Genomic DNA, 21,985 nt, shown 5'->3' on the forward strand with positions numbered 1-21,985 from the left:
CATGCTGCCCCTGTGGATCGCCCTGCAATTTCTCAGCAGCCTGCCGATTCGTCTGCCGGGCATGCCGGCGCCTGAACAGCTCGGGCGCTCGTTGCTGTTTTATCCGCTGGTGGGCTTGCTGTTCGGTGTGATTCTCTGGGCGCTGAACGTTGCGCTGGCGGGCGCACCATTGCTGTTGCACGCGGCGCTGTTGCTGACGGTGTGGGTGCTGCTCAGCGGCGCGTTGCACCTCGATGGCCTGGCGGACAGCGCCGATGCGTGGCTCGGCGGTTTCGGTGATCGCGAGCGTACGCTGACGATCATGAAGGATCCGCGCAGCGGGCCGATCGCGGTGGTGACGCTGGTGCTGGTGTTGCTGCTCAAGTTCGCCGCGTTGCTGGCCTTGATCGAGCAACAGCAGGGTATGGCGTTGATCATCGTGCCGCTGATCGGGCGAGCGGCGCTGCTCGGACTGTTCCTTACCACAACCTATGTCCGGGCCGGTGGATTGGGGCAGGCGCTGGCCGATCATCTGCCACGCAAGACGGGTTGGCAGGTGCTGGCGGTGAGTGCGGCGGCGTGCGGGGTGATCGCCGGGTTCAATGCTATCGTGGCGTTGCTGCTGGCGGTTGTCGTGTTCATCTGGCTACGGCATTTGATGGTGCGGCGACTGGGCGGAACCACCGGTGATACGGCCGGTGCCCTGCTGGAATTGCTGGAGATGTCAGTGCTGGTCGGGCTGGCCTTGTTTTGATAAGTAACTTTGATCTGTAACTTGATTTAACACAGTCGCGGGTATATACACGCATCATGCTTCCTTCTCAGTGTTTGTGCACCAACCTGCGACGCGCCGCGCGTGGCGTCAGCAGGCATTACGACGGCGCTCTCGACGGCTTCGGGATCAACGTTGCCCAGTATTCTTTGCTGTGCAACCTGCAGCGGCTGGATCAGCCGAGCATTTCCGAACTGGCCGAAGCGATGGGCCTGGATCGCAGCACCCTCGGGCGCAATCTGCGTGTGCTGGAAGGCGAGGGGCTGGTGGCGCTGGCCGAGGGCGAAGACATGCGCAACCGCATCGTCCGGCTCACCGAAACCGGTGCGCAACGCCTGGCAGCAGCCTTGCCGGCCTGGGAAGCGGCGCAACAGCGGTTGATCGACCGACTGGGTGCCGAGAAGCGTGAAACCTTGCTGCGGCTGTTGGATGAACTGGCCTGAGGGCCGGTTTTTTCCGAATCTAAGCGGGTATATACCCGCGACTGGAGAATAACAATGAGTTCGATGTGGCGTACGTGCGGTTGGGTGTTGCTGGGGAGTGCGCTGATTCTGGCGTTGTCGTTGGGCGTGCGGCACGGCTTCGGGCTGTTTCTGTCGCCGATGAGCGCCCAGTTCGGCTGGGGCCGTGAGGTGTTCGCCTTTGCCATTGCCTTGCAGAACTTGATCTGGGGTTTGGCGCAACCGTTTACCGGCGCACTGGCTGACCGCTTCGGCGCGGCGAAAGTGGTGCTGATCGGCGGTGTGCTTTACGCCTTGGGCCTGGTGTTCATGGGCCTCTCGGAAACGGCGCTGGGCCTGTCCCTTAGCGCAGGTCTGCTGATCGGCATCGGGCTTTCCGGCACATCGTTCTCGGTCATCCTCGGCGTGGTCGGCCGCGCTGTGCCGCCGGAGAAACGCAGCATGGGCATGGGCATCGCCAGTGCTGCCGGTTCATTCGGCCAGTTCGCCATGCTGCCGGGCACCCTCGGGCTGATTGGCTGGCTCGGCTGGTCGGCGGCGTTGCTGGTGCTGGGCCTGCTGGTGGCGCTGATCGTGCCGCTGGTGAGCATGCTCAAGGACAAACCGCTGCCGGTGCTTGGCCACGAACAAACCCTGTCCGAAGCCCTGCGTGAGGCTTGCTCGCACTCCGGGTTCTGGCTGCTGGCGTTCGGCTTTTTCGTCTGCGGATTTCAGGTGGTGTTCATCGGCGTGCACCTTCCGGCGTATCTGGTCGATCAGCATCTGCCCGCCAGTGTCGGCACCACGGTGCTGGCGTTGATCGGTTTGTTCAACATCTTCGGCACCTACACCGCCGGTTGGCTCGGCGGGCGGATGTCCAAACCGCGTCTGCTGACCGGGTTGTACCTGCTGCGGGCGGTGGTGATCGTGCTGTTCCTGTGGCTGCCGGTGACGACGACTTCGGCCTATCTGTTCGGCATGGCCATGGGCTTCCTGTGGCTGTCGACGGTGCCGTTGACCAACGGTACGGTGGCGACCTTGTTTGGTGTGCGAAACCTGTCCATGCTCGGCGGTATCGTGTTCCTGTTCCATCAGTTGGGTTCGTTCCTCGGCGGCTGGCTGGGCGGGGTGGTGTATGACCGGACCGGGAGTTATGACTTGATCTGGCAAGTGGCGGTTCTCTTGAGTCTGCTGGCGGCCGCGCTGAACTGGCCGGTGCGCGAGCGCCCGGTCGAGCGCCTGCAACCGCGTGCGAGCGCTGCATGAACCGTTTCTGGCCGCAGATCGTCGTCACCGCACTCGGCGCCGCGTTGCTGGCGCTGGTGTGGTGGGGCTGGCATCAGGGCGGGCTGGCGCTGATGCAGTTGGGCATGGGTGCTTGCTAGACCGGCGGGAGGGCGAGTAACGTCGGGGTCTGACGATTGCTCAAGGATGCCCGACATGCTCAAGCGCTGGTGTGCTGTTCCCGCGTTGCTGATGGCGTTGACCGGACTGGCCCAGGCCGCGGACTGTCCGGATCTGTTGCAAGGCTCGTTGCCCAAGTTGCGGGCCAAGGAATCCATCGACCTGTGTCAGCGCTACGCCGACAAACCGCTGGTGGTCATCAACACGGCCAGCTTCTGTGGTTTCGCGCCGCAGTTCGAGGGGCTCGAAGCGCTCAATCAGCGCTACAAGGCCCAGGGCCTGGAAATGCTCGGCGTGCCCTCCAATGACTTCAAGCAGGAGTCCAAGGACAGCGCCGAGACCGCCAAGGTCTGCTACGCCAACTACGGCGTAACCTTCACCATGACCGAGCCGCAAAAGGTGCGGGGTGATGATGCAACCCATCTGTTCCAGGTGCTGGCCAAGCAGAGCAGTGCACCGAAGTGGAATTTCTACAAATACGTCATCGATCGCCAGGGCAAGGTGATCGCCAATTTCTGCAGCCTGACCAAACCGGATGATCCGGAATTTCTCGCAGCCATCGAGAAAGCCATTGCCTCCCAGCCGCTGAAACCCTGATCGACGCCCATCAAAAAGCCCCGCCTCTGTGAAGAGAGCGGGGCTTTTTAATGGGCGAGGCCTCAAATGGTAAAGAGCTCAGCCTCGCCGTACAGCATCAGAAGCGGTAGGTTGCGCCGACACCGAAGCCGTTTGCCGAGTTTTCATACTGCGAGTTGTAGCTCTGGCCACGATCGTTTTCGTTGCGGATGTTGACCTTCTCTTCCTTCAGGTACGAGTAGGCAACGTCGATGGTCAGGTCTTCAGTCGGGCTCCAGCCGGCACCGATGCTGAAGATGGTCCGGTCGCCGGTCGGGATGCGTGGCGAACGGTCGACGTTGTTGGTCGGCGACTGGTCGAACGTCAGACCGGTACGCAGTACCCATTCCTTGTTCAGCTGGTAGGACGTACCGATTGCGTAAGCCCAGGTGTCATGCCAGTTCTGTTCTTCGGTGATCTCGCCGAACTGGCCAGCCAGCAGAGGCTGTACACCGGAGTTCTTGACGGTGATTTTTTCCAGCTGGCTCCAGCGGGTCCAGGTGGTACCGGCGTAGACGTTCCAGCGATCGTTGATCGCCTGAGTGACCGAGAGGTCCACGGATTCAGGCGTGGTGATCTTCAGCGAAGCATCGTATTTCTGGTTCGCACCCAGGCCGATCGCGCCCAGCACACCGTAGTTGACCTTGGTGTTGCCTTCGAGCTTGTAGTCGACTTTCGAGTGGTAGGTCAGACCCAGGCGAGTGGTGTCGGTAGCCTGTACCAGTACGCCGATGTTGTAGCCCAGTGCGGTGTCGTCACCCTTGATCTTGACCTTGCCGTCCGGCGCAGCCTGAGTGATCGACAGGTTGGATTCCAGCGCACCGTCGATGCGGTTGATGGTCGGACCGAAACCGATCGACACCACGTCGTTGAACTTGTAGCTGACAGTCGGCTGGAAGGTGATGACCTGGACTTCGGACTTGCTGCCGAAGTAACGACCGGCAAAGCCGTTTTCGTAGTCGGTGATCAGGCCGAAGGGTACGTACACACCCAGGCCGAATGCCCAATGCTCGTCGATCGGCTTGACGTAGTAGCCCATAGGTACGGAGGTGAAGGGCACCATATCGCCTTTGTTGCTGCCGCCGTTCGGGCTGGAGCTGCCATCGCTGATATCGGTTTTTGCGTCGAGGAATGCAACACCGCCAGTGACTTGTTCGCGCGTGATGCGCGACATGCCGGCAGGGTTGCCATAAACAGTGCTTGCGTCGTCGGCAGAAGAAGATCGCCCGGCGTACCCAGTCCCCATCCCGCTGATGCTGTGTTCGTTGATGGCAAAGCCAGCTGCGAAGATCTGGGTGGATGCCACGGTTACGGCAAGGCTAAGGGTGGTTTTGAGCATGACTTTTTTCATTATTAGAACTCCTGGTGATCACCGGGGCGAAAATTACCAACATTTTCGTCCCAGCGCTATAGTCCGTATGCCTTGAGTTAGAGCGGTTTTGTAGGACAATCCGACCAGATTCGCTACTCGTTGGGCGATGTTGCGAAACCGGTGGGTCAGCAAGCGACCTGATTCAGCGGTGAAACACAGGTTTGCCAGGCGCAGGTGAAATCGCGCAGACGACCTTGAGGCTGGAAGGTCTGACGCCAGATGCGCGCCATACCCAGCAGATCATCCGGCTCGGGGAGGACGGGGTTTTGTTCTTCCACCAGCAGCCAGGCGATGGCGGTGGCGTAACGCAGGTTGACGGTCAGTTCGAGGTGCGGGCCGCTGAGGAAAGCATGCTGGCTGGCGAGGCCGCGAACCAGGCTGGCGCGTTCCGGATCCAGTGCCAGGTAATGATCCCAGAGGGCCTGGTGACGGTGTTCGGCAATCCGGTACAGGCCGTGGCCACGGCGGTCATGCAGGGCGGAACCGAGGGCGGACTGGCTGGCGGCAATGCCCAGCAGAAGGGATTCGGCAGTTGCGCAGTGGCGTCCCAGGTAGATCAGCGTAGGACGGATCACATAACGGCACAGTTCGCTGGCAGCGATACCCATAAAACCCTCGGATCTTGTTATCGGGCGGCGAGACCTGAAGGGGAGCTTGGCAGCTGTGGATCGACTCAGGCTCGCCGGAAGCGGATCACGCCGCTTGAGTTGAAGTGTAGTGTCATATTCGCGACGTAAAAGCCTGTTTTTAAAATATTTCCGGCGAGGCGTTATAACCGTTATATCGGTTAGTGATTAGGCAGAAAGTAGCAGAAGTGAAACATCGGGCAATAAAAAGCCCCGCATTCTCAGCGGGGCTTTTGCTTTTGCAGCCATTTCGGCCTCTCAGGCGATCAATGCCTGACGGGTGCGATCAATCACGGCCTGCAGCGGTTCGGCGCTGGAGTATTGATCGGGGTACAGACGCTCGCTGTGGCGGGCGATCCCGTGTTCATTGACCACGGTGAAGCTGAAGCAGCCTTTGCGAGCGGCCATGATCAGGCAGTTCATTGGAGCAAAAGCGTTGGTTAGGGTGCGAATGGCATCCTGAGTCTGGATTTGAGTCGACATAGTTATTAGGTGTTCCTACAAATGACACGGATAAGAACCGTGCAACGTTAAAACGTTCCAGTAACGTCAACCACCATTGGTCGAACGAAGAACCCGACTGGAACAAGGCAGCCAGTTCGAGCGCTATAAAAGTTGGCGCGCTTGGGCTGGCAGGTAGGTACTTAGGAGGACAGGCAACACATCGAGGGCAGAGGTTCTGGGCCCGGGGTGAAGATCCTGATCAATTTGCAGGTTGGTTCGGTCAGAGTAAGTGGTCTTCGCAACACCCTTTGCATTCGATTCAAAGGCTGTGTTGTCGCAAGATTTACCTGGAAACCATCGAGGGGTCGGTCCCGCTTTTGTCGGTGGAGGCTTCTGTGAGAGAAGGCTGACCGTGGGGTGTGTTCGACCGGAATTGACTTTCAGCTTGGTACTAACGCCGCGGATACTAACGGAACGATCCCCGGAAGGCAAACCCGTTGATCAAAAAAAATCAGGGAGATTGCCCAGGCCCCGAACCTGCCCCGATCTGGCTCACATCGTGACCGTCGGTCGCCACGACATGACCGGCGCTGAAGCTCGGCGCAGGGGCTTATCCCCAACCCGAATGCCAAAACGACCCGAAAAGGCGCATCGATATAACCGCGTAACAGGTACTTGTGCACATTAGTTGCGCAGACTGTAACGGCGCTGTCACAACGATCCTGACCCCGATGGCTGCCTGCATCGAAAGTTTAAGTCAATGAAAAACATCGCTTTTTTTAACTGGTGAAAAAATCGTCAGTTTGACTGCGAGCCCCATTCCACAAGGCTTTGCGGCGACTGGAGGACGGTTGTCCACTGAGTTATCCACAGCTTCTGTGGATTGTCCCGAGCGCTTGCTCTAGCACGGGCGTGCCGGGTTTTTTTCGACTTTACCTGTGCGAAAAAAAGAGTAGAGTGGCGCGCCTTCCGATCTGTCCCACAGTGCTTTATGAAGTTTCGTTCAGCTCCAGAATCTGTTACCTCCCAACCCCCTCGTGTTACCGCTCCCAAGCGATTTTCCGTGCGCGTGGCCGAATGGCTGCTCGACAGCCCGCGCCTGGGCGACAGCCAGAATGCCAAGCACCTCGCCGGCCGCCTGCTCAAGCAACCGGCCCGGGAAGGGGTGGTCGCCGCGCAAAGTCGTCTCGGTCAGTTGATGTGCCGCGAGTGCGGCAATGCCCGGGATCGCCGTATCGGCCAGGACCTGCTGCGCCAGGCCGCCCGCGCCGGTGACCGCCGTGCGCAACAGGAACTCGGCCTGATCGAAGACTGAGCTGTCCAAGACCTGGCGCCTTGGTTAACCTTCAGGCTTTATCGGATCGGCGGGAATCACTATGGCGATGGACTTGACCAGCATCCTGCTGGGGCTGGCAGGCGCGGCCGTGCCGCTGCTGGCACTGGCCTGGCAACTGCAACGCCGGGCCAGTCAGAACCAGTCTGAAGTCGCGTTGCTCGAAGAGCGACTGGCCATGGCGCAACTGGCCCAGGACGGCCTCACTGCTCAACTTGAAGCCTGCCGCGATGAAATCGCCGACCTCGGCCAGGCCAATGCCGCCAAACAAGCGGATCTCGCGGCCGTGCGCCGGGAAGTCGAGCTGTTGCAGATCGAGCGCGATGACGCCCGTGACGCCGCCCATGCCTGGAACCTCGAACGCGCCAACAAGGAAGCAGAATTGCGGCGCCTGGACGCCCAGGCGGCCTCGTTGAACGCCGAATTGCGCGAGCAACAGGAAAGCCATCAACAACGGCTGGATGACCTGCAAGGTTCCCGCGACGAGTTGCGCGCCCAGTTCGCCGAACTGGCCGGCAAAATCTTCGATGAGCGCGAACAACGCTTCGCCGAAACCAGCCAGCAACGCCTCGGTCAGTTGCTTGATCCTTTGAAAGAACGCATCCAGTCGTTCGAAAAACGCGTCGAGGAAAGCTATCAGGCCGAAGCCCGCGAGCGCTTCTCGCTGGCCAAGGAACTGGAGCGTCTGCAACAACTGAACCTGCGCCTCAGCGACGAAGCGACCAACCTGACCCGCGCCTTGAAGGGCCAGAAAACCCAAGGCAACTGGGGTGAACTGATTCTCGAGCGCGTGCTTGAACACGCCGGGCTGGAGAAGGGCCGCGAGTACCAGACCCAGGTCAATCTCAAGGGCCCGGACGGCGAGCGTTTCCAGCCGGACGTGATCATTTACCTGCCGGGCGACAAGCAGGTGGTGGTCGACTCCAAGGTCAGCCTCACCGCGTATCAGCAATACGTCGCGGCGGACGACGAGGCCATCGGCCAGATCGCCATGAAGCAGCACGTGCTGTCCCTGCGTAGCCACGTCAAAGGCCTGGCCGGCAAGGATTACAAGCGTCTGGAAGGTTTGCACAGCCTCGATTTCGTCTTGCTGTTCGTGCCCATCGAAGCAGCGTTTTCAGCCGCGTTGCAGGCCGAGCCGACGCTGTTTCAGGAAGCCTTCGACCGCAACATCGTAATCGTCAGCCCGACCACCTTGCTGGCGACACTGCGAGTCATCGACAGCCTGTGGAAGCAGGAGCGCCAGAGCCAGAACGCCCGGGAAATCGCCGAGCGCGCTGGCTGGCTGTACGACAAGTTCGTGTTGTTCATTCAGGATCTGGACGAAGTCGGCAATCGCTTGCAGCAACTGGACAAAGCCTACAGTGCAGCGCGAAACAAGCTGACGGAAGGGCGCGGCAACCTGGTCAGCCGCAGCGAGCAGCTCAAGTTGTTGGGCGCGCGAGCCAGCAAAAGCCTGCCGGCGGATCTGCTGGAACGCGCAATGACTGACGCCGACGGTCTGGTCGAACTGCCTGAATAAGCCGCTCTGTCAGAGCGGCGCTCTTATAGAGGTAGATACCGACTCAACAACGCCCGCAACGCCGCCGGTTTCACCGGCTTGGCCAGGTAATCCAGTCCCGCCGCGTGCACCTGCGCCACCGTTTCCGGATGCCCGTCGGCGCTGATCACTACGCCCGGCACCGGCTCGCCCAGTCTTGTGCGCAACCAGGCCATCAGATCGGTGCCGGTTTCGCCGTGATCGAGGTGATAGTCGACCAAGGCTAATTGTGGGCGCACGCCGTCGTCGAGCAGCGCCGCGCATTCTTCGCGGTTGCGCGCGGTCCAGACCTGGCAGCCCCAGCGTGTGAGCAGGCTGTTCATGCCGATCAGAATGCTGTCTTCGTTGTCGATGCACAGCACCTGCGCACCGCTGTGCAATTTGCCATTGATTTCCACCGCCGCCGGCGCCTGCACGGTCTGCGCTTTGGCCAACGGCACGCGGACACTGAACACGCTGCCGCGCCCCGGCCATGAACGCACGCGCAAGGTATGACCGAGCACGCGGCACAGGCCATCGGCGATCGCCAGGCCCAGGCCCAGACCTTTTTCGGCGCGGGTCTGGTGGCTGTCGAGGCGTTTGAATTCCTCGAAAATCACTTGCTGTTTGTCCTCCGGAATCCCCGGCCCGCGATCCCACACTTCCAGACAGATTTCACCTTTTCGCCGACGCACGCCCAGCAGCACCGGGCCTTTTGCGTAGCGGAACGCGTTGGTGAGGAAGTTCTGCAGAATGCGCCGCAGCAACTTGATGTCGCTGTCGATGCGCAACTGACTTCCGCGTACCCGGAAACTCAACCCCTGTTCCTGGGCCAGCGCCTTGAATTCCGCGCCGAGAATATCGAACAGCTCATTGACCACGAACGGCTTGCGATCCGGGTTGATCTTGCCGTTTTCCAGGCGGGAAATGTCCAGCAGGTCGCTGATCAGGTCTTCTGCTGAACGCAGCGAACTGTCGAGGTGTTGCACCAGTTTCTGCGCTTCGCCGCTCAGGCCGTCGTCCTGATGGGAGAGGGCGGCGGAGAACAGTCGCGCGGCATTCAGAGGCTGCATCAAGTCGTGGCTGACGGCAGCGAGGAAGCGGGTCTTGGACTGGTTGGCCGCCTCGGCATTGCCCTTGGCTTCGGTCAGCGCGACGTTGAGTTGCGACAGTTCCTGAGTCCGTTCGCTGACCCGTTGCTCCAGCCCTTCGTTGGCCTCGGTCAAAGCCTGCTCGGCTTCGCGGAACGCGGTGATGTCGGTGAAGCTCATGACGAAACCGCCGCCGGGCATCGGGTTGCCGATCAGTTCGATCACCCGGCCGTTGGGGAACAGTCGCTCGGAAGTGTGGGCGCGCCCCTGACGCATCCAGTGCAGGCGCCGGGCGACGTGAACTTCCGCTTCGCCGGGGCCGCACAAACCACGTTCGGCGTTGTGGCGAATGATGTCGGCAATCGGTCGGCCAACGCTGATCAAGCCGTCCGGATAGTTGAACAGCTCCAGATAGCGACGGTTCCAGGCCACCAGTTTCAAGGACTGGTCGACCACGCTGATGCCTTGGGTAATGTTTTCGATGGCGCCTTGCAGCAACGCGCGGTTGAACTGCAGCACTTCCGAGGCTTCGTCGGCGATCCGGACCACGTCCTCCAGCTGCATTTCCCGACCTTCGATGGCTGCTTTTACTACAGCTCGCGTCGAAGAGGCGCCAAGGACACCCGCCAGCAATCGCTCGGTGTGGGCGATCCATTCGCCGTCAGCGTTCTGGTTCGGGTTGAAGCCTTTGCCCTGGCGGTAGGCGAAGCGGATGAAGCTCTGGCGCGCGCGTTCTTCACCGACAAAGCGTGCCGCCAGTTGCAGCAAATCGTCGATCTGCACCGCCAGCATCGAGCGCGCGCTCGGCCGTGCGCTGATTTCCTGTCCGATAAAACGTCCGGCCTGCCAGTGCTCCGACACCCGGGTGCGCGACAGCACCGAGACCCAGGCGAACAGGGTGAAGTTGCCCGCCAGCGACAGCACTACGCCTTGTGTCAGCGGGGTGATCGGCAAGTTCAGCGGATTGCTGTGCAGCCAGGCGAGGCCGGGGAAACTGTCCAGCGACCAGCCGAGGCTGCGCGCAGCGATCGGCAGGATCAGGGTGTAGAACCACAGGAACGTGCCGGCGGCGAGACCGGCGAACACGCCGCGGCGGTTGGCCTGTTTCCAGTACAGTGCGCCGAGCATCGCCGGGGCCAGTTGAGTGACCGCCGCGAAAGCGATCTGGCCGATGGTCGCCAGGCTCGCGGTCGAGCCGAGCAAGCGGTAGCTGACGTAAGCCAGCAACAGAATCACCACGATGCTGACCCGGCGCACCGAGAGCATCCACTGACGGAACACTTCGAACGGGCGCTCGGCGTTGTTGCGGCGCAGCAGCCACGGCAACAGCATGTCGTTGGAGACCATGGTCGACAGCGCCACACTCGCCACGATCACCATGCCGGTGGCCGCCGAGGCGCCGCCGATAAACGCCAGCATCGCGAGTGCCGGATGGGCCTGGGCCAATGGCAGGCTGATAACAAAGGAGTCGGGGATGACCGAGCTGGGCAGCATCATCTGACCGGCCAGGGCGATCGGAACTACAAACAACGCGGCCAGTGCGAGGTAGGCCGGGAACACCCATTTGGCCAGACGCAGATCCTGCGGGTCGATGTTCTCGACCACCGTTACGTGGAACTGCCGGGGCAGGCAGATGATCGCCATCATCGCCACGCCGGTCTGCACGACCATTGACGGCCAGTTGATGGTTTCTTTCCAGTATTCCTCAAGGCGCGGGGCGAGCATCGCCTGATTGAACAGGTCGTCGAAGCCGTCATACAGCCCGTAGGTGACGAAGGCGCCGACGGCGAGAAAGGCGAACAGTTTGACCAGCGATTCAAAGGCAATCGCCAGCACCATGCCCCGGTGGTGTTCGGTGGCATCGAGGTTGCGCGTACCGAAAACGATGGTGAACAGCGCCAGCACCAGCGACACAATCAGCGCGGTGTCCTGGGCGCGGGTGCCCATGGCGTCGGCGCCGGCACCGATCAGCAGGTTTACGCCGAGGACAATGCCTTTGAGTTGCAAGGCTATATAAGGGAGAACGCCGACCAGACAGATCAACGCAACCACCACCGCCAGCGATTGGGATTTGCCATAACGGGCGGCGATGAAGTCGGCGATGGAGGTGATGTTCTCCTGTTTGCTGATCATCACCATTTTCTGCAGCACCCACGGCGCACCGAGCAGCAACAGGATCGGCCCCAGGTAGATCGGCAGGAACGACCACAGTTGTTCGGCGGCCTGGCCGACCGCGCCAAAGAACGTCCAGCTGGTGCAGTAGACCGCCAACGACAGGCTGTACACCCAGGCGCGCACCCGCGGCGGCAGCGGTGTGCTGCGACGGTCGCCGTAGAAGGCGATGGCGAACATGATGGCCATATAGGCCAGGGCGACGGCGGCGATCAGCCCGGTGGACAACGACATGGAACACTCCCGACAGAAAACGACCGGACTCGCGCCCGGTCAGACAGTCTCGCACGGGCGCGGCGGTTAGTCAGTGTCGACCAAGGTCGTGGCGCGGCGGGGTGTCGCAGGAACAGAACCGGGCAGTTCTGTGGTCAGTCCGGTTTGAGCGCGATGTCGATCAAGCGGTGCAGTTCTTCGACTTCCAGCGGTGCTGCCGAAAACAGAATGCGGAACACCACCGGGGACACCACCAGATTGATCAGCCGATCCACGGTCGGCGCCGGTTCCTCAGGGTGGCGCTCGATGATGGTCTGCAATTGCGCGCCGATGATCGTCACGCAATAGCCCGGCGTCGCACTCGCCTGTACGTCGCGCATCATGTTGCGACCGGGTTCCGAGCTCATTTCGTCGAGATATTGTTCCGCCCACGCGCGGATATCGCTGCGCAGGCTGCCGGTTTCAGCCGGCTCGCTGTCGGGCCGCATGCGGGCGAGGGCGACGTCCGCGAGCAAGGCCGCCAGATCTCCCCAGCGCCGGTAAATCGTCGACGGCGTCACGCCCGCGCGCGCCGCGATTTGCGGGACGGTCACCGTCGAGCGCTCCTGTTCTTGCAGAAGCGCGCGGACTGCCGAGTGAATCGACTCTTGCACCCGGGCACTGCGACCGCCGGGGCGTAAACCTTCTTTAATAGCCATGCGGCAGACCTTAACACAAAGAATTTGCTTTAAGCGCAAGCCGAGAGCACACTCCGCAAAAGCAAAAAATTAGCTTTTGCGGAGTGTGCCCATGACCAGCCTTGCTTCCCACCGTTCCAGCCTGTGGTTTCTGGCGATTACCTTACTGAGTTTTCTCGCCGCTTCCACTGCGCCGACGCCGTTGTATCACCTGTATCAGGATCAGCTGCATTTTTCGGCAGCGGTACTGACCCTGATTTTCGGCGTCTACGCCCTTAGTCTGCTGGCCGCGTTGCTGACGGTCGGGTCGCTGTCGGATCATCTGGGACGCAAACCGGTGATCTTCACCGCCGTGACGCTCAATGCGCTGGCGATGCTGCTGTTTATCTACGCCGACAGCGTGGGCTGGCTGATCGGCGCGCGAGTGCTGCAAGGCTTCGCCACCGGCATGGCCACCGCGGTGTTGAGCGCGACGCTGCTGGACACTGATCGCCAGCAGGGGCCGTTGATCAACAGCGTTGCTCCTTTGCTGGGCATGGCGTTGGGCGGCATGGGCTGCGGCTTGCTGGCCGAGTTCGCCCCGGCGCCTTTGCAACTGACCTATTGGTTGCTGCTCGCGCTGTTTGTGTTGCAGGGGATTTATGTCTGGCGCCTGCCGGAAAGCGTCTCGCCGCAGGCCGGGGCATGGGCCTCGTTGCGGCCGACCCTGCATGTGCCGGTTCAGGCGCGTTCGACGCTGTGGCGAGTGTTGCCGCTGAATACCTCAACCTGGGCGCTCGGCGGTTTTTATGCCTCGCTGGCACCGTCGCTGGTGCGCACGGCCACCGGCTCCACCTCCAACCTGATCGGCGGCGCCACCGTGGCGGCGTTGACCGTGACCGGTGCATTGATGATCTTCACGTTGCGCAATCGTCCCGCTTCTCGGGCGCTGCAACTTGGGGCGAGCCTGCTCCCGGCCGGTATCGTGTTGATTCTGTTGGGCGTGCACAGTGCCAGTCTGTCGCTGTTCTTCTTTGGCACGCTGGTGGCCGGTTGTGGCTTTGGCTCCGGTTTTCTCGGTGCAGTGCGCAGCCTGGTGCCGCTGGCATTGCCTCATGAGCGCGCCGGGTTGATGTCGGCGTTTTATGTGCTGAGTTACCTCGCGTTCTGCCTGCCGGCGTTGCTGGCCGGGCACTTCACCCACAGCGTGGGCCTGCTGGTCACCACCGATGTGTATGGCGCGGTGCTGATCGTGCTGGCGGTCGGTGCGCTGCTGATGAGTTTCCGGGCGCAAGCGGCGAAGACCTGCAGCGCTCCATAACAACTCTGGATTCAGTTAGCCTTGGCCAGCCCCTTCTTCTCACGGATCGACGCATGAAGATTATCCGCAGCAAGACCTTCACTGCCGAGCGCGCCTGGGGCGCGCTCGACATCGCCAACATGAACGGCATCACCACGCGCCTGCACTGGACTGATAAGCCCTACAAATGGCACGTCAATGACGGGGAAGAAGTGTTTGTGGTGCTCGACGGTCAGGTGCTCATGCACTATCGCGAAGCAGGTGAGGAGAAGCAGGTCCTGCTTGATGTTGGCGACATCTTCTACGCCTCCATTGGCACCGAACACGTCGCTCATCCTCAGGGCGCAGCGCGGATTCTGGTGATCGAAACCGAAGGCAGTGTTTGACTTCATATCTGCAAAACAGATAACAGTTAGAGATATTACCCGTTATATAGATATTCGATTCGGTTCTACCATGGACTCAACCTCACCTGAGGACAGGAGTTCATGATGATTTGCCCCAACAGCGCCAAACCCGGCATCAAGCCATTCAGCCAGCTTCAGCACCCGCGTGAAGTGATTCGCCAATTCACCCCGAACTGGTTCGCCGCCACTATGGGCACCGGTGTGCTGGCCTTGGCCCTGGCGCAATTGCCGGTGTCCATTCCCGGCCTGCACGCCGTGGCCGAAGGGCTGTGGCTGTTCAACATTCTGTTGTTCGTGCTGTTTACCGCTGCCTACGCCGCGCGCTGGATTCTGTTCTTCGACGAAGCTCGGCGGATCTTCGGGCATTCCACGGTTTCGATGTTCTTCGGCACCATTCCCATGGGCCTGGCGACCATCATCAACGGCTTTCTGCTGTTCGGTCTGCCGCGCTGGGGCGACGGGGTCATTCAACTGGCCGAAGTGTTGTGGTGGCTGGACGTGGCGATGTCGCTGGCCTGCGGTGTGCTGATTCCCTACATGATGTTTACCCGTCAGGAACACAGCATCGATCAAATGACCGCCGTCTGGCTGCTGCCCGTGGTGGCGGCAGAAGTGGCCGCGGCCAGCGGCGGACTTCTCGCGCCGCATCTGGCCGATACCCACTCGCAACTGGTGGTGCTGGTGACCAGTTACGTGCTCTGGGCCTTTTCTCTGCCGGTGGCGTTCAGCATTCTGACCATCCTCTTGCTGCGCATGGCCTTGCACAAACTGCCCCATGAAAATATGGCGGCGTCGAGCTGGCTGGCCCTGGGACCGATCGGCACCGGCGCCTTGGGCATGTTGCTGCTGGGCGGCGATGCCCCGGCGATCTTCGCGGCCAACGGTCTGCCAGGCATCGGCGAAATGGCTTCGGGCCTGGGGCTGGTAGCCGGGATCACACTGTGGGGCTTCGGTCTGTGGTGGATGTTGATGGCGCTGCTGATCACTTTGCGTTACCTGCGTGACGGCATTCCGTTCAACCTTGGCTGGTGGGGCTTCACCTTTCCGCTGGGCGTGTATTCGCTGGCAACCCTGAAACTGGGCAGCACGTTGCACCTGACGTTCTTCAGTGTGGCCGGTTGTGTACTGGTGACGTTGCTGGCGGTGATGTGGCTGATTGTCGGTAAACGCACGCTGCAAGGTGCGTGGCGCGGCGAGCTGTTTGTTTCACCGTGCATTGCAGGTTTGAAGAAATAACCTGCAAAGATTAGGTAATGTGTGGCCTGGATCGCGGTTCGAGATTCTTATAAGCGTAGCCAGGCCACTCGCTACCTTCTCTTTCCAAAAACAACAGGGTCACACGGAAGATGAGTCACCCCTCACAGTTCAACCTGCTGCGCACCCGGCGCTTCCTGCCGTTTTTCATCACCCAGTCGCTGGGCGCGTTCAACGACAACGTGTTCAAGCAGTCGCTGATCCTCGCCATTCTCTATCGGCTGACCATCGAAGGTGACCGCTCGATCTGGGTCAACCTGTGCGCGCTGCTGTTTATTCTGCCGTTCTTCCTGTTTTCGGCATTGGCCGGACAGTTCGGGGAAAAATTCGCCAAGGACGCGTTGATCCGTCTGATCAAGCTGGCAGAAATCGCCATCATGGCCGTGGGATCCGTCGGCTTCCTGTTCGATCACCTGTCGCTGATGCTGGTGGCGCTGTTCGCCATGGGCACGCACTCGGCGCTGTTCGGGCCGGTGAAATATTCGATCCTGCCGCAGGCATTGCGGGAAGACGAATTGGTCGGCGGTAACGGGCTGGTGGAAATGGGCACGTTCCTGGCGATCCTGGCCGGGACCATCGGCGCCGGGGTGATGATGTCGTCGGCCAATTACGCGCCGGTGGTGTCCGCCGCGATTGTCGGCATCGCCGTGCTGGGGTATCTGGCCAGTCGTAGCATTCCCCGCGCCGCGGCGGCGACCCCGGAAATGCGCCTGAACTGGAACATTTTCAGTCAGTCGTGGGCGACCTTGAAACTCGGCCTGGGGCAGACGCCTGCGGTGTCGCGCTCGATTGTCGGCAACTCGTGGTTCTGGTTCGTCGGGGCGATTTATCTGACGCAGATCCCGGCCTACGCCAAGGAGTGGATGCACGGCGACGAAACCGTGGTCACCCTGATCCTTACCGTGTTTTCGGTCGGTATCGCGCTGGGTTCGATGCTGTGCGAGAAACTTTCCGGGCGCAAAGTCGAGATCGGCCTGGTGCCGTTTGGCTCGTTCGGCCTGACCGTTTTCGGGCTGTTGCTGTGGTGGCATTCCGGTGGAATTCCAGAAAGCGCCGTCGGCCACAGCTGGACCGAAGTGCTCGGTTTTGGCCATGCCTGGGCGGTGTTGCTTGATGTGCTGGGCCTCGGGGTCTTCGGCGGTTTCTACATCGTGCCGCTGTACGCATTGATCCAGTCGCGCACCGCCGAGAACGAACGGGCGCGGGTGATTGCCGCCAACAACATTCTCAACGCGCTGTTCATGGTGATTTCGGCGATTGTCACCATCGTGTTGCTGAGCGTGGTCAAGCTGTCGATTCCACAGCTGTTCCTGGTGGTGTCGCTGCTGAACATCGGCGTCAACGCCTACATCTTCAAGATCGTCCCCGAGTTCAGCATGCGTTTCATGATCTGGCTGCTCAGCCATTCCATGTACCGCGTCGAGCATCGCAACCTTGAGGCGATTCCCGATGAGGGCGCGGCGTTGCTGGTGTGCAACCACGTGTCGTTCGTCGATGCCTTGCTGATCGGCGGCGCGGTGCGTCGGCCGATTCGCTTTGTCATGTACTACAAGATCTACAACCTGCCGGTGCTGAACTTTATCTTCCGCACGGCGGGGACGATTCCTATCGCCGGACGCCAGGAAGACATTCAGATCTACGAAAAGGCCTTCACCCGGATTGCCCAGTATCTGAAGGACGGTGAGCTGGTGTGCATCTTCCCGGAAGGCAAATTGACTGCCGACGGTGAGATCAACGAGTTCAAGGGCGGGCTGACGCGGATTCTCGAGGAGACGCCAGTACCGGTGATTCCGCTGGCGTTGCAGGGGTTGTGGGGGAGTTTCTTCAGTCGCGATCCCGATAAAGGTTTCTTTCACCGGTTGTGGTCGCGGGTGACGCTGGTGGCGGGTTCGCCGGTTGCCGTTGAAGCGGCGCAGCCAGCGCAGTTGCAGGCGTTGGTGGGGGAGTTGCGCGGGACTGTCAGGTAGTTGGTTGGAAAGCCGCCATCCCTGACGGATGGCGGCAACGGCTCAGGCGCTGACCTTGAGCCCGATCAATCCGGTGACGATCAACGCCACACTGGCCAGGCGAATCAACGCCATCGATTCGCCAAACAGGATGATCCCGGCAATCACCGTGCCCACGGCGCCGACGCCAGTCCAGATCGCATAGGCCGTGCCCAGCGGCAATTCCTTCATCGCCAGACCCAGCAAGCCCAAGCTGACCGCCATGGCGGCAACGGTCAGAACGGTCGGAAACGGACGGGTGAAACCATCAGTGTATTTCAGGCCGACGGCCCAGCCGACTTCGAACAGACCGGCGAAAAACAGAATGATCCAGGACATGAAAGACCTCCATCGATTGACGGGGCCGTCCCCAGATTGAAAACTCGATTGAGCCGCAGGGTCGTCCCCGCGTGGCGCACATACTACCTAAAATTGTGCGCCGCGCCTTGATCCGGGATCAGTCGGCCGCCTGTTGCGCCAACGTCTCACGGTCTTCTTTTTCGCTCATCCGCCGGAAGTACGTCGAAAGCAGCGCCCCGGAAATGTTGTGCCACACACTGAACAACGCGCTCGGCACTGCCGCCAGCGGCGAGAAGTGTGCACTGGCCAGCGCAGCCCCCAACCCCGAGTTCTGCATGCCGACTTCCAGTGCCAGGGACTTGCGCTGAGGCAGCGGCAGGCCGAACAGGCGCCCGGTGAAATAGCCCAGCAGATAACCGAAGCTGTTGTGCAACATCACCACGGCCATGATCAGCAGGCCGGATTCGGCGATTTTCGCCTGGCTGGCGGCAACCACGGCAGCGACGATGATCACGATGCTGACCACTGACACTAGCGGCAACACTTCCACCGCGTGGCGGACCTTGTCACCGAGCACACGTTGCGCGACCACGCCGAGGACGATTGGCAGCAGCACCACTTGCAGGATCGACCAGAACAACTCCATGAACGAAACCGGCAACCACGCCGAAGCCAACAGCCAGATCAGCGCGGGGGTCAGCAGCGGGGCGAGGAGGGTGGTGACGGCGGCGATGGCCACCGACAGCGCCAGGTCGCCACGGGCCAGCCAGGTCATGACGTTCGATGACGTGCCGCTCGGGCAGCAACCGACCAGAATCACGCCGACGGCGATTTCCGGCGGCAGATGAAAGATCTGGCACAGCAACCATGCCATCCCCGGCATGATCACGAAATGTGCGACCACGCCCAGCGCCACACGCCACGGATGGCGGGCAACGGCGGCGAAGTCATCGAGTTTGAGGGTCAGGCCCATGCCGAACATCACCAGCCCGAGCAGTGGCACGATCGCGCCTTTGAGGCCGAGAAACCATGCCGGTTGCAGGAACGCGATCACCGCGAAAATCAGAACCCAGTAAGCGAAGGTGTTGCCGACAAAACGACTCAGTGCAGCCAGTGCGCGCATGGCCTGTTCCTTATTATGTGAAAACGCCACCGAAGCGGTGGCGTTTGAAGATAACCCAAAGACTGCGCAGAGGCTTAGATGCCCTGCGGAGTCTCTTCGCCGCCCAGTGCTTCAACCAGCGCCGGCAGGAAGTCGCCAAACGTCAGCATCATCAGGGTGAAGCTGGCGTCCAGTTGGCCGAGGGCTTCGTCGCCGCCGTCCTGTTCCGCCTGATCCTGCAGCAGATCTTCGAATTTCAGGCGCTTGACGGTCATCTTGTCGTCGAGCATGAACGACAGTTTGTCCTGCCAGGCCAGCGATAGTTGAGTCACCACCTTGCCGGTGCTCAGGTGCAGCTGGATTTCTTCGCTGGTCAGGTCCTGACGCTTGCAACGCACGATGCCGCCGTCTTCGTGGGTGTCGCGCAGTTCGCACTCGTCCAGGACGAAGAAGTCCGGGGCGGCTTGCTGGGTGGTGACCCACTCGGTCATCACGGCGGTCGGCGCGGTTTTCACGGTCAGCGGACGAACCGGCAGGGTGCCGATCACTTCACGCAGGGTGGAGAGCAGGTCTTCGGCGCGTTTCGGGCTGGCCGAGTTGACCAGGATCAGACCCTGTTTCGGCGCGATGGCGGCGAAGGTCGACGAGCGGCGAATAAACGCACGCGGCAGGAAGGCCTGGATGATTTCATCCTTGATCTGATCGCGCTCCTTCTTATAGACCTTGCGCATCTGCTCGGCTTCGATCTCTTCGACCTTTTCCTTGACCGCATCGCGCACGACGCTGCCCGGCAGGATGCGTTCTTCTTTACGGGCGGAGATCAGCAGGAAGTCACCGCTGACGTGCACCAGTGGAGCATCTTCGCCTTTGCCGAACGGCGCGACGAAACCGTAGGTGGTCAACTCCTGGCTTGCACATGGACGCGCCAGTTTGGTGGCCAGTGCAGTTTCCAGCGCCTCGGCATCGACAGGCAGGTCTTGGGTCAGGCGATAGATAAGCAGGTTTTTGAACCACATGGGGTGAGTCTCTCCTTTATACAAAGGGGGGCATTATTGTCTTCGCCGGGTCATAGGCCAACCCTTCTCTAAGCCTTTGGAAGGGCTAAGAAAATTAATTAAAAAAGTGCTTGCCAGAGGTTGGGTCGCTCCGTAGAATGCGCGCCACACCGAAGCGAAGGGTGATTAGCTCAGCTGGGAGAGCGTCTGCCTTACAAGCAGAATGTCGGCGGTTCGATCCCGTCATCACCCACCATTCGTTTCAAGTGTTTAGCGCAGCGGTAGTTCAGTCGGTTAGAATACCGGCCTGTCACGCCGGGGGTCGCGGGTTCGAGTCCCGTCCGCTGCGCCATATTCGGTAACCTGGAACACTGAACGCCAGGTCACCACGGAAGAACCCGCCAAGGCGGGTTTTTTTCTGCCTCGAGTTGTACATGCGGGATGTGTCGTTTCACCGGTTTTCGGATTTATTTGAAAAAAAACTTCAATTAAATCAACACATTACGAAAATCTGTGGCATAATGCGCCCCGTAACGAAGCGAAGGGTGATTAGCTCAGCTGGGAGAGCGTCTGCCTTACAAGCAGAATGTCGGCGGTTCGATCCCGTCATCACCCACCACTCGTTTCAAGCGTTTCGCGCAGCGGTAGTTCAGTCGGTTAGAATACCGGCCTGTCACGCCGGGGGTCGCGGGTTCGAGTCCCGTCCGCTGCGCCATATTAGGTAATCTGGAACACTGAACGCCAGGTCACCACAGAAAGCCCGCCTTGTGCGGGCTTTTTGCTGTCTGGCGATTGGCTTTTGCCGGGCCAGAACATGAGAAAGCGACCTTTAACGGTCGCTTTTTTCGTTTTTGGCTCTGCTATTGCGCCGAGTTGCGGCTGTGGCGGTAATCGCTGACCGCTTCATACACCGCCTTGCGCAGGCGGTTGATCCCGCCAATCGGGCGATGGGCATCGATGCCGAACCAGGGATTGAAGGAAAGGTTGTCGCATTGCAGGTTCAGCGCCGGGGTGTCGAAGTCCTGCGGGGGCAGGGTGATCCTCGCCACTGTCTGGAAGGGGCTGTCCTGTTCGCGCCATTCGATGCTGGTGTCTTCGATCGGCATGTACTTGTTCGCGTCCTGTCGCTGGATTTGCAACACGAAACACGCCGGAATCCGATCGGTCGACAGCTGTTGATTCAGCGCGCTGCGCAGGAAGTTCGGCAGATCCTGGTTCTGTTTCGGCAAGGTGTAAGCGGGGCAGTGCTCCGGATCCGGCATTACCCGGAACTTGGCATTGGCCTCGCCGAACTTGTAGGGCGATACCGAGAAGTATGTCGTGCGGGTCGGGCTTTCTGGCGGTGGCGATAGGGTCGCCAGTGCAATGAACAGATGCCGGATCTGCCAGCTGCGCGGATCCCACCCCGGAAAAAACGCCATGACCTTCTTGCCGTCAGCCTGCGCCGCCACATTTTGACGATACTCGGCGACATCGCTGACAAAGAAGTTCGGGTGACTGAACATCACGAAATCCTGCTCGTGCAGCCCCTGACGATCACCCAGCAACTGCTTGCCCGGCACATCGAGCAATTTGAGCGCCATGCCTCGGGCGTCGCGGATGCTGTCGAATTGCGGATAGGCGTTGCCGTTGGACAGGCGCATCGTCGCTTTCCAGAGCTTGCCCGGTTCGCTGAAGACGCCCTGGCGCAACTCCTGAGCCAGATCCGGCAACACCTGCACATCGGCCTTCACACAGCCATGGGCCTTGGCATGGGCATCGCGCAGGTAGCGGGTGCTTTCGCGGTGCTGATCGACGATGCGCACGGCGGTCTGGATCACGTCTTGGGTCATGGCGGCTTCGCCGTCCGGAATCTGCTCCAGCGCCGACACCGGGCCACGGTGGTGCCAGGCGAACCACGCGGTGGTCAGGGCCCAGCCGATCAGACCGATCACCAGCAGGATCAGCAGGGTTTTGCCCAGTAACCGTCCCAGCCAGAGCCAGAAACGCGCCAGCATCGAAGGTCT

20 protein-coding genes and 4 tRNA genes are annotated in these 21,985 nt (G+C 60.7%); 15 read left to right on the forward strand and 9 right to left on the reverse strand.

The features are described 5' to 3' along the window. The first annotated feature begins 1 nt into the window (after position 1). From PMI24_RS00110 to PMI24_RS00125, 5 genes are read left to right on the forward strand one after another with little or no spacing between them, the layout of a single operon-like run. Positions 2-733 (forward strand): adenosylcobinamide-GDP ribazoletransferase, encoded by a 732-nt coding sequence (locus PMI24_RS00110; RefSeq protein WP_007950412.1) that lies wholly within the window; start codon positions 2-4, stop codon positions 731-733. A gap of 56 nt (positions 734-789) precedes the next feature. Beyond that, a complete protein-coding gene (locus PMI24_RS00115; RefSeq protein ID WP_007950413.1) occupies positions 790-1,194 on the forward strand; it encodes a MarR family winged helix-turn-helix transcriptional regulator in 405 nt (134 codons plus the stop codon). Positions 1,195-1,248: 54 nt separating this feature from the next. Continuing rightward, a complete protein-coding gene (locus PMI24_RS00120) occupies positions 1,249-2,457 on the forward strand; it encodes an MFS transporter (protein WP_007950414.1) in 1,209 nt (402 codons plus the stop codon). Continuing rightward, positions 2,454-2,576, forward strand: coding sequence for a hypothetical protein (locus PMI24_RS29585; protein WP_007950415.1), 123 nt, complete (start codon positions 2,454-2,456; stop codon positions 2,574-2,576). Before PMI24_RS00120 ends, PMI24_RS29585 begins: the two co-directional genes overlap by 4 nt. A 55-nt stretch (positions 2,577-2,631) precedes the next feature. Continuing rightward, the gene (locus tag PMI24_RS00125) at positions 2,632-3,192 is read left to right on the forward strand and encodes a glutathione peroxidase (RefSeq protein WP_007950416.1); all 561 of its coding nucleotides are present in this window, start codon (positions 2,632-2,634) and stop codon (positions 3,190-3,192) included. A 97-nt stretch (positions 3,193-3,289) separates the two neighbouring features. Here the strand turns inward: PMI24_RS00125 and PMI24_RS00130 are convergent, their stop codons facing one another. The 3 genes from PMI24_RS00130 to PMI24_RS00140 all read right to left on the reverse strand — a co-directional run bounded on the left by PMI24_RS00130 (position 3,290) and on the right by PMI24_RS00140 (position 5,691). After that, on the reverse strand, positions 3,290-4,561 hold the full coding sequence (locus PMI24_RS00130; RefSeq protein WP_007950417.1) for an OmpP1/FadL family transporter: 1,272 nt from the start codon (positions 4,559-4,561) through the stop codon (positions 3,290-3,292). Between the two features lie 146 nt (positions 4,562-4,707). Further along, positions 4,708-5,190 carry a hypothetical protein gene (locus PMI24_RS00135; RefSeq protein ID WP_007950418.1) on the reverse strand — a complete coding sequence of 161 codons (483 nt, stop codon included), beginning with the start codon at positions 5,188-5,190 and terminating at the stop codon, positions 4,708-4,710. Between the two features lie 276 nt (positions 5,191-5,466). Then, positions 5,467-5,691: a hypothetical protein gene (locus tag PMI24_RS00140; RefSeq protein WP_007950419.1), complete on the reverse strand. Its 225-nt coding sequence runs from the start codon at positions 5,689-5,691 to the stop codon at positions 5,467-5,469. A gap of 952 nt (positions 5,692-6,643) precedes the next feature. On the opposite strand from PMI24_RS00140, the gene PMI24_RS00145 reads away from it, so the two are divergent. Together PMI24_RS00145 and rmuC are read left to right on the forward strand one after the other, a co-directional pair. Beyond that, positions 6,644-6,967 carry a hypothetical protein gene (locus tag PMI24_RS00145; protein WP_081493545.1) on the forward strand — a complete coding sequence of 108 codons (324 nt, stop codon included), beginning with the start codon at positions 6,644-6,646 and terminating at the stop codon, positions 6,965-6,967. A gap of 175 nt (positions 6,968-7,142) precedes the next feature. Beyond that, a complete protein-coding gene (rmuC, locus tag PMI24_RS00150) occupies positions 7,143-8,507 on the forward strand; it encodes a DNA recombination protein RmuC (protein ID WP_162831780.1) in 1,365 nt (454 codons plus the stop codon). A 23-nt stretch (positions 8,508-8,530) separates the two neighbouring features. Here rmuC and PMI24_RS00155 read toward each other — a convergent pair whose 3' ends face one another. Beyond that, entirely contained in the window at positions 8,531-12,001 is a 3,471-nt protein-coding gene (locus PMI24_RS00155) for a hybrid sensor histidine kinase/response regulator (RefSeq protein WP_007950422.1), read from the reverse strand. A 134-nt stretch (positions 12,002-12,135) separates the two neighbouring features. Continuing rightward, entirely contained in the window at positions 12,136-12,678 is a 543-nt protein-coding gene (locus tag PMI24_RS00160; RefSeq protein WP_007950423.1) for a TetR/AcrR family transcriptional regulator, read from the reverse strand. A 91-nt stretch (positions 12,679-12,769) separates the two neighbouring features. On the opposite strand from PMI24_RS00160, the gene PMI24_RS00165 reads away from it, so the two are divergent. From PMI24_RS00165 to PMI24_RS00180, 4 genes are all read left to right on the forward strand, one after another. Beyond that, the gene (locus PMI24_RS00165) at positions 12,770-13,957 is read left to right on the forward strand and encodes an MFS transporter (RefSeq protein WP_007950424.1); all 1,188 of its coding nucleotides are present in this window, start codon (positions 12,770-12,772) and stop codon (positions 13,955-13,957) included. Between the two features lie 53 nt (positions 13,958-14,010). Further along, positions 14,011-14,322 carry a cupin domain-containing protein gene (locus tag PMI24_RS00170; protein WP_007950425.1) on the forward strand — a complete coding sequence of 104 codons (312 nt, stop codon included), beginning with the start codon at positions 14,011-14,013 and terminating at the stop codon, positions 14,320-14,322. A 105-nt stretch (positions 14,323-14,427) separates the two neighbouring features. Beyond that, entirely contained in the window at positions 14,428-15,579 is a 1,152-nt protein-coding gene (locus PMI24_RS00175; protein ID WP_007950426.1) for a TDT family transporter, read from the forward strand. A 110-nt stretch (positions 15,580-15,689) separates the two neighbouring features. After that, positions 15,690-17,564, forward strand: a complete 1,875-nt coding sequence (locus tag PMI24_RS00180) for an MFS transporter (protein ID WP_007950427.1) — start codon at positions 15,690-15,692, stop codon at positions 17,562-17,564. A gap of 42 nt (positions 17,565-17,606) precedes the next feature. Here the strand turns inward: PMI24_RS00180 and sugE are convergent, their stop codons facing one another. The 3 genes from sugE to rdgC form a co-directional block, all read right to left on the reverse strand. Beyond that, positions 17,607-17,921, reverse strand: coding sequence for a quaternary ammonium compound efflux SMR transporter SugE (gene sugE / locus PMI24_RS00185; protein ID WP_007950428.1), 315 nt, complete (start codon positions 17,919-17,921; stop codon positions 17,607-17,609). A gap of 118 nt (positions 17,922-18,039) precedes the next feature. Then, a complete protein-coding gene (locus PMI24_RS00190) occupies positions 18,040-19,005 on the reverse strand; it encodes a bile acid:sodium symporter family protein (protein WP_007950429.1) in 966 nt (321 codons plus the stop codon). 74 nt (positions 19,006-19,079) lie between these two features. Next, on the reverse strand, positions 19,080-20,000 hold the full coding sequence (gene rdgC, locus PMI24_RS00195) for a recombination-associated protein RdgC (protein ID WP_007950430.1): 921 nt from the start codon (positions 19,998-20,000) through the stop codon (positions 19,080-19,082). A 159-nt stretch (positions 20,001-20,159) separates the two neighbouring features. Here rdgC and PMI24_RS00200 point away from each other — a divergent pair. From PMI24_RS00200 to PMI24_RS00215, 4 genes are all read left to right on the forward strand, one after another. Next, positions 20,160-20,235 (forward strand) — tRNA-Val (locus PMI24_RS00200). Positions 20,236-20,254: 19 nt separating this feature from the next. Next, positions 20,255-20,331: transfer RNA gene (locus PMI24_RS00205), tRNA-Asp, on the forward strand. Positions 20,332-20,522: 191 nt separating this feature from the next. Beyond that, positions 20,523-20,598 (forward strand) — tRNA-Val (locus PMI24_RS00210). A gap of 19 nt (positions 20,599-20,617) precedes the next feature. Further along, a tRNA-Asp gene (locus PMI24_RS00215) sits at positions 20,618-20,694 on the forward strand. A 145-nt stretch (positions 20,695-20,839) separates the two neighbouring features. Here the strand turns inward: PMI24_RS00215 and PMI24_RS00220 are convergent. Continuing rightward, positions 20,840-21,976 carry a catalase family protein gene (locus tag PMI24_RS00220; protein ID WP_086788443.1) on the reverse strand — a complete coding sequence of 379 codons (1,137 nt, stop codon included), beginning with the start codon at positions 21,974-21,976 and terminating at the stop codon, positions 20,840-20,842. Between the last annotated feature and the right edge of the window lie 9 nt (positions 21,977-21,985).

This window comes from Pseudomonas sp. GM25, from assembly GCF_000282255.1.
GTDB classification, from domain to species: Bacteria; Pseudomonadota; Gammaproteobacteria; order Pseudomonadales; family Pseudomonadaceae; genus Aquipseudomonas; species Aquipseudomonas aphyarum.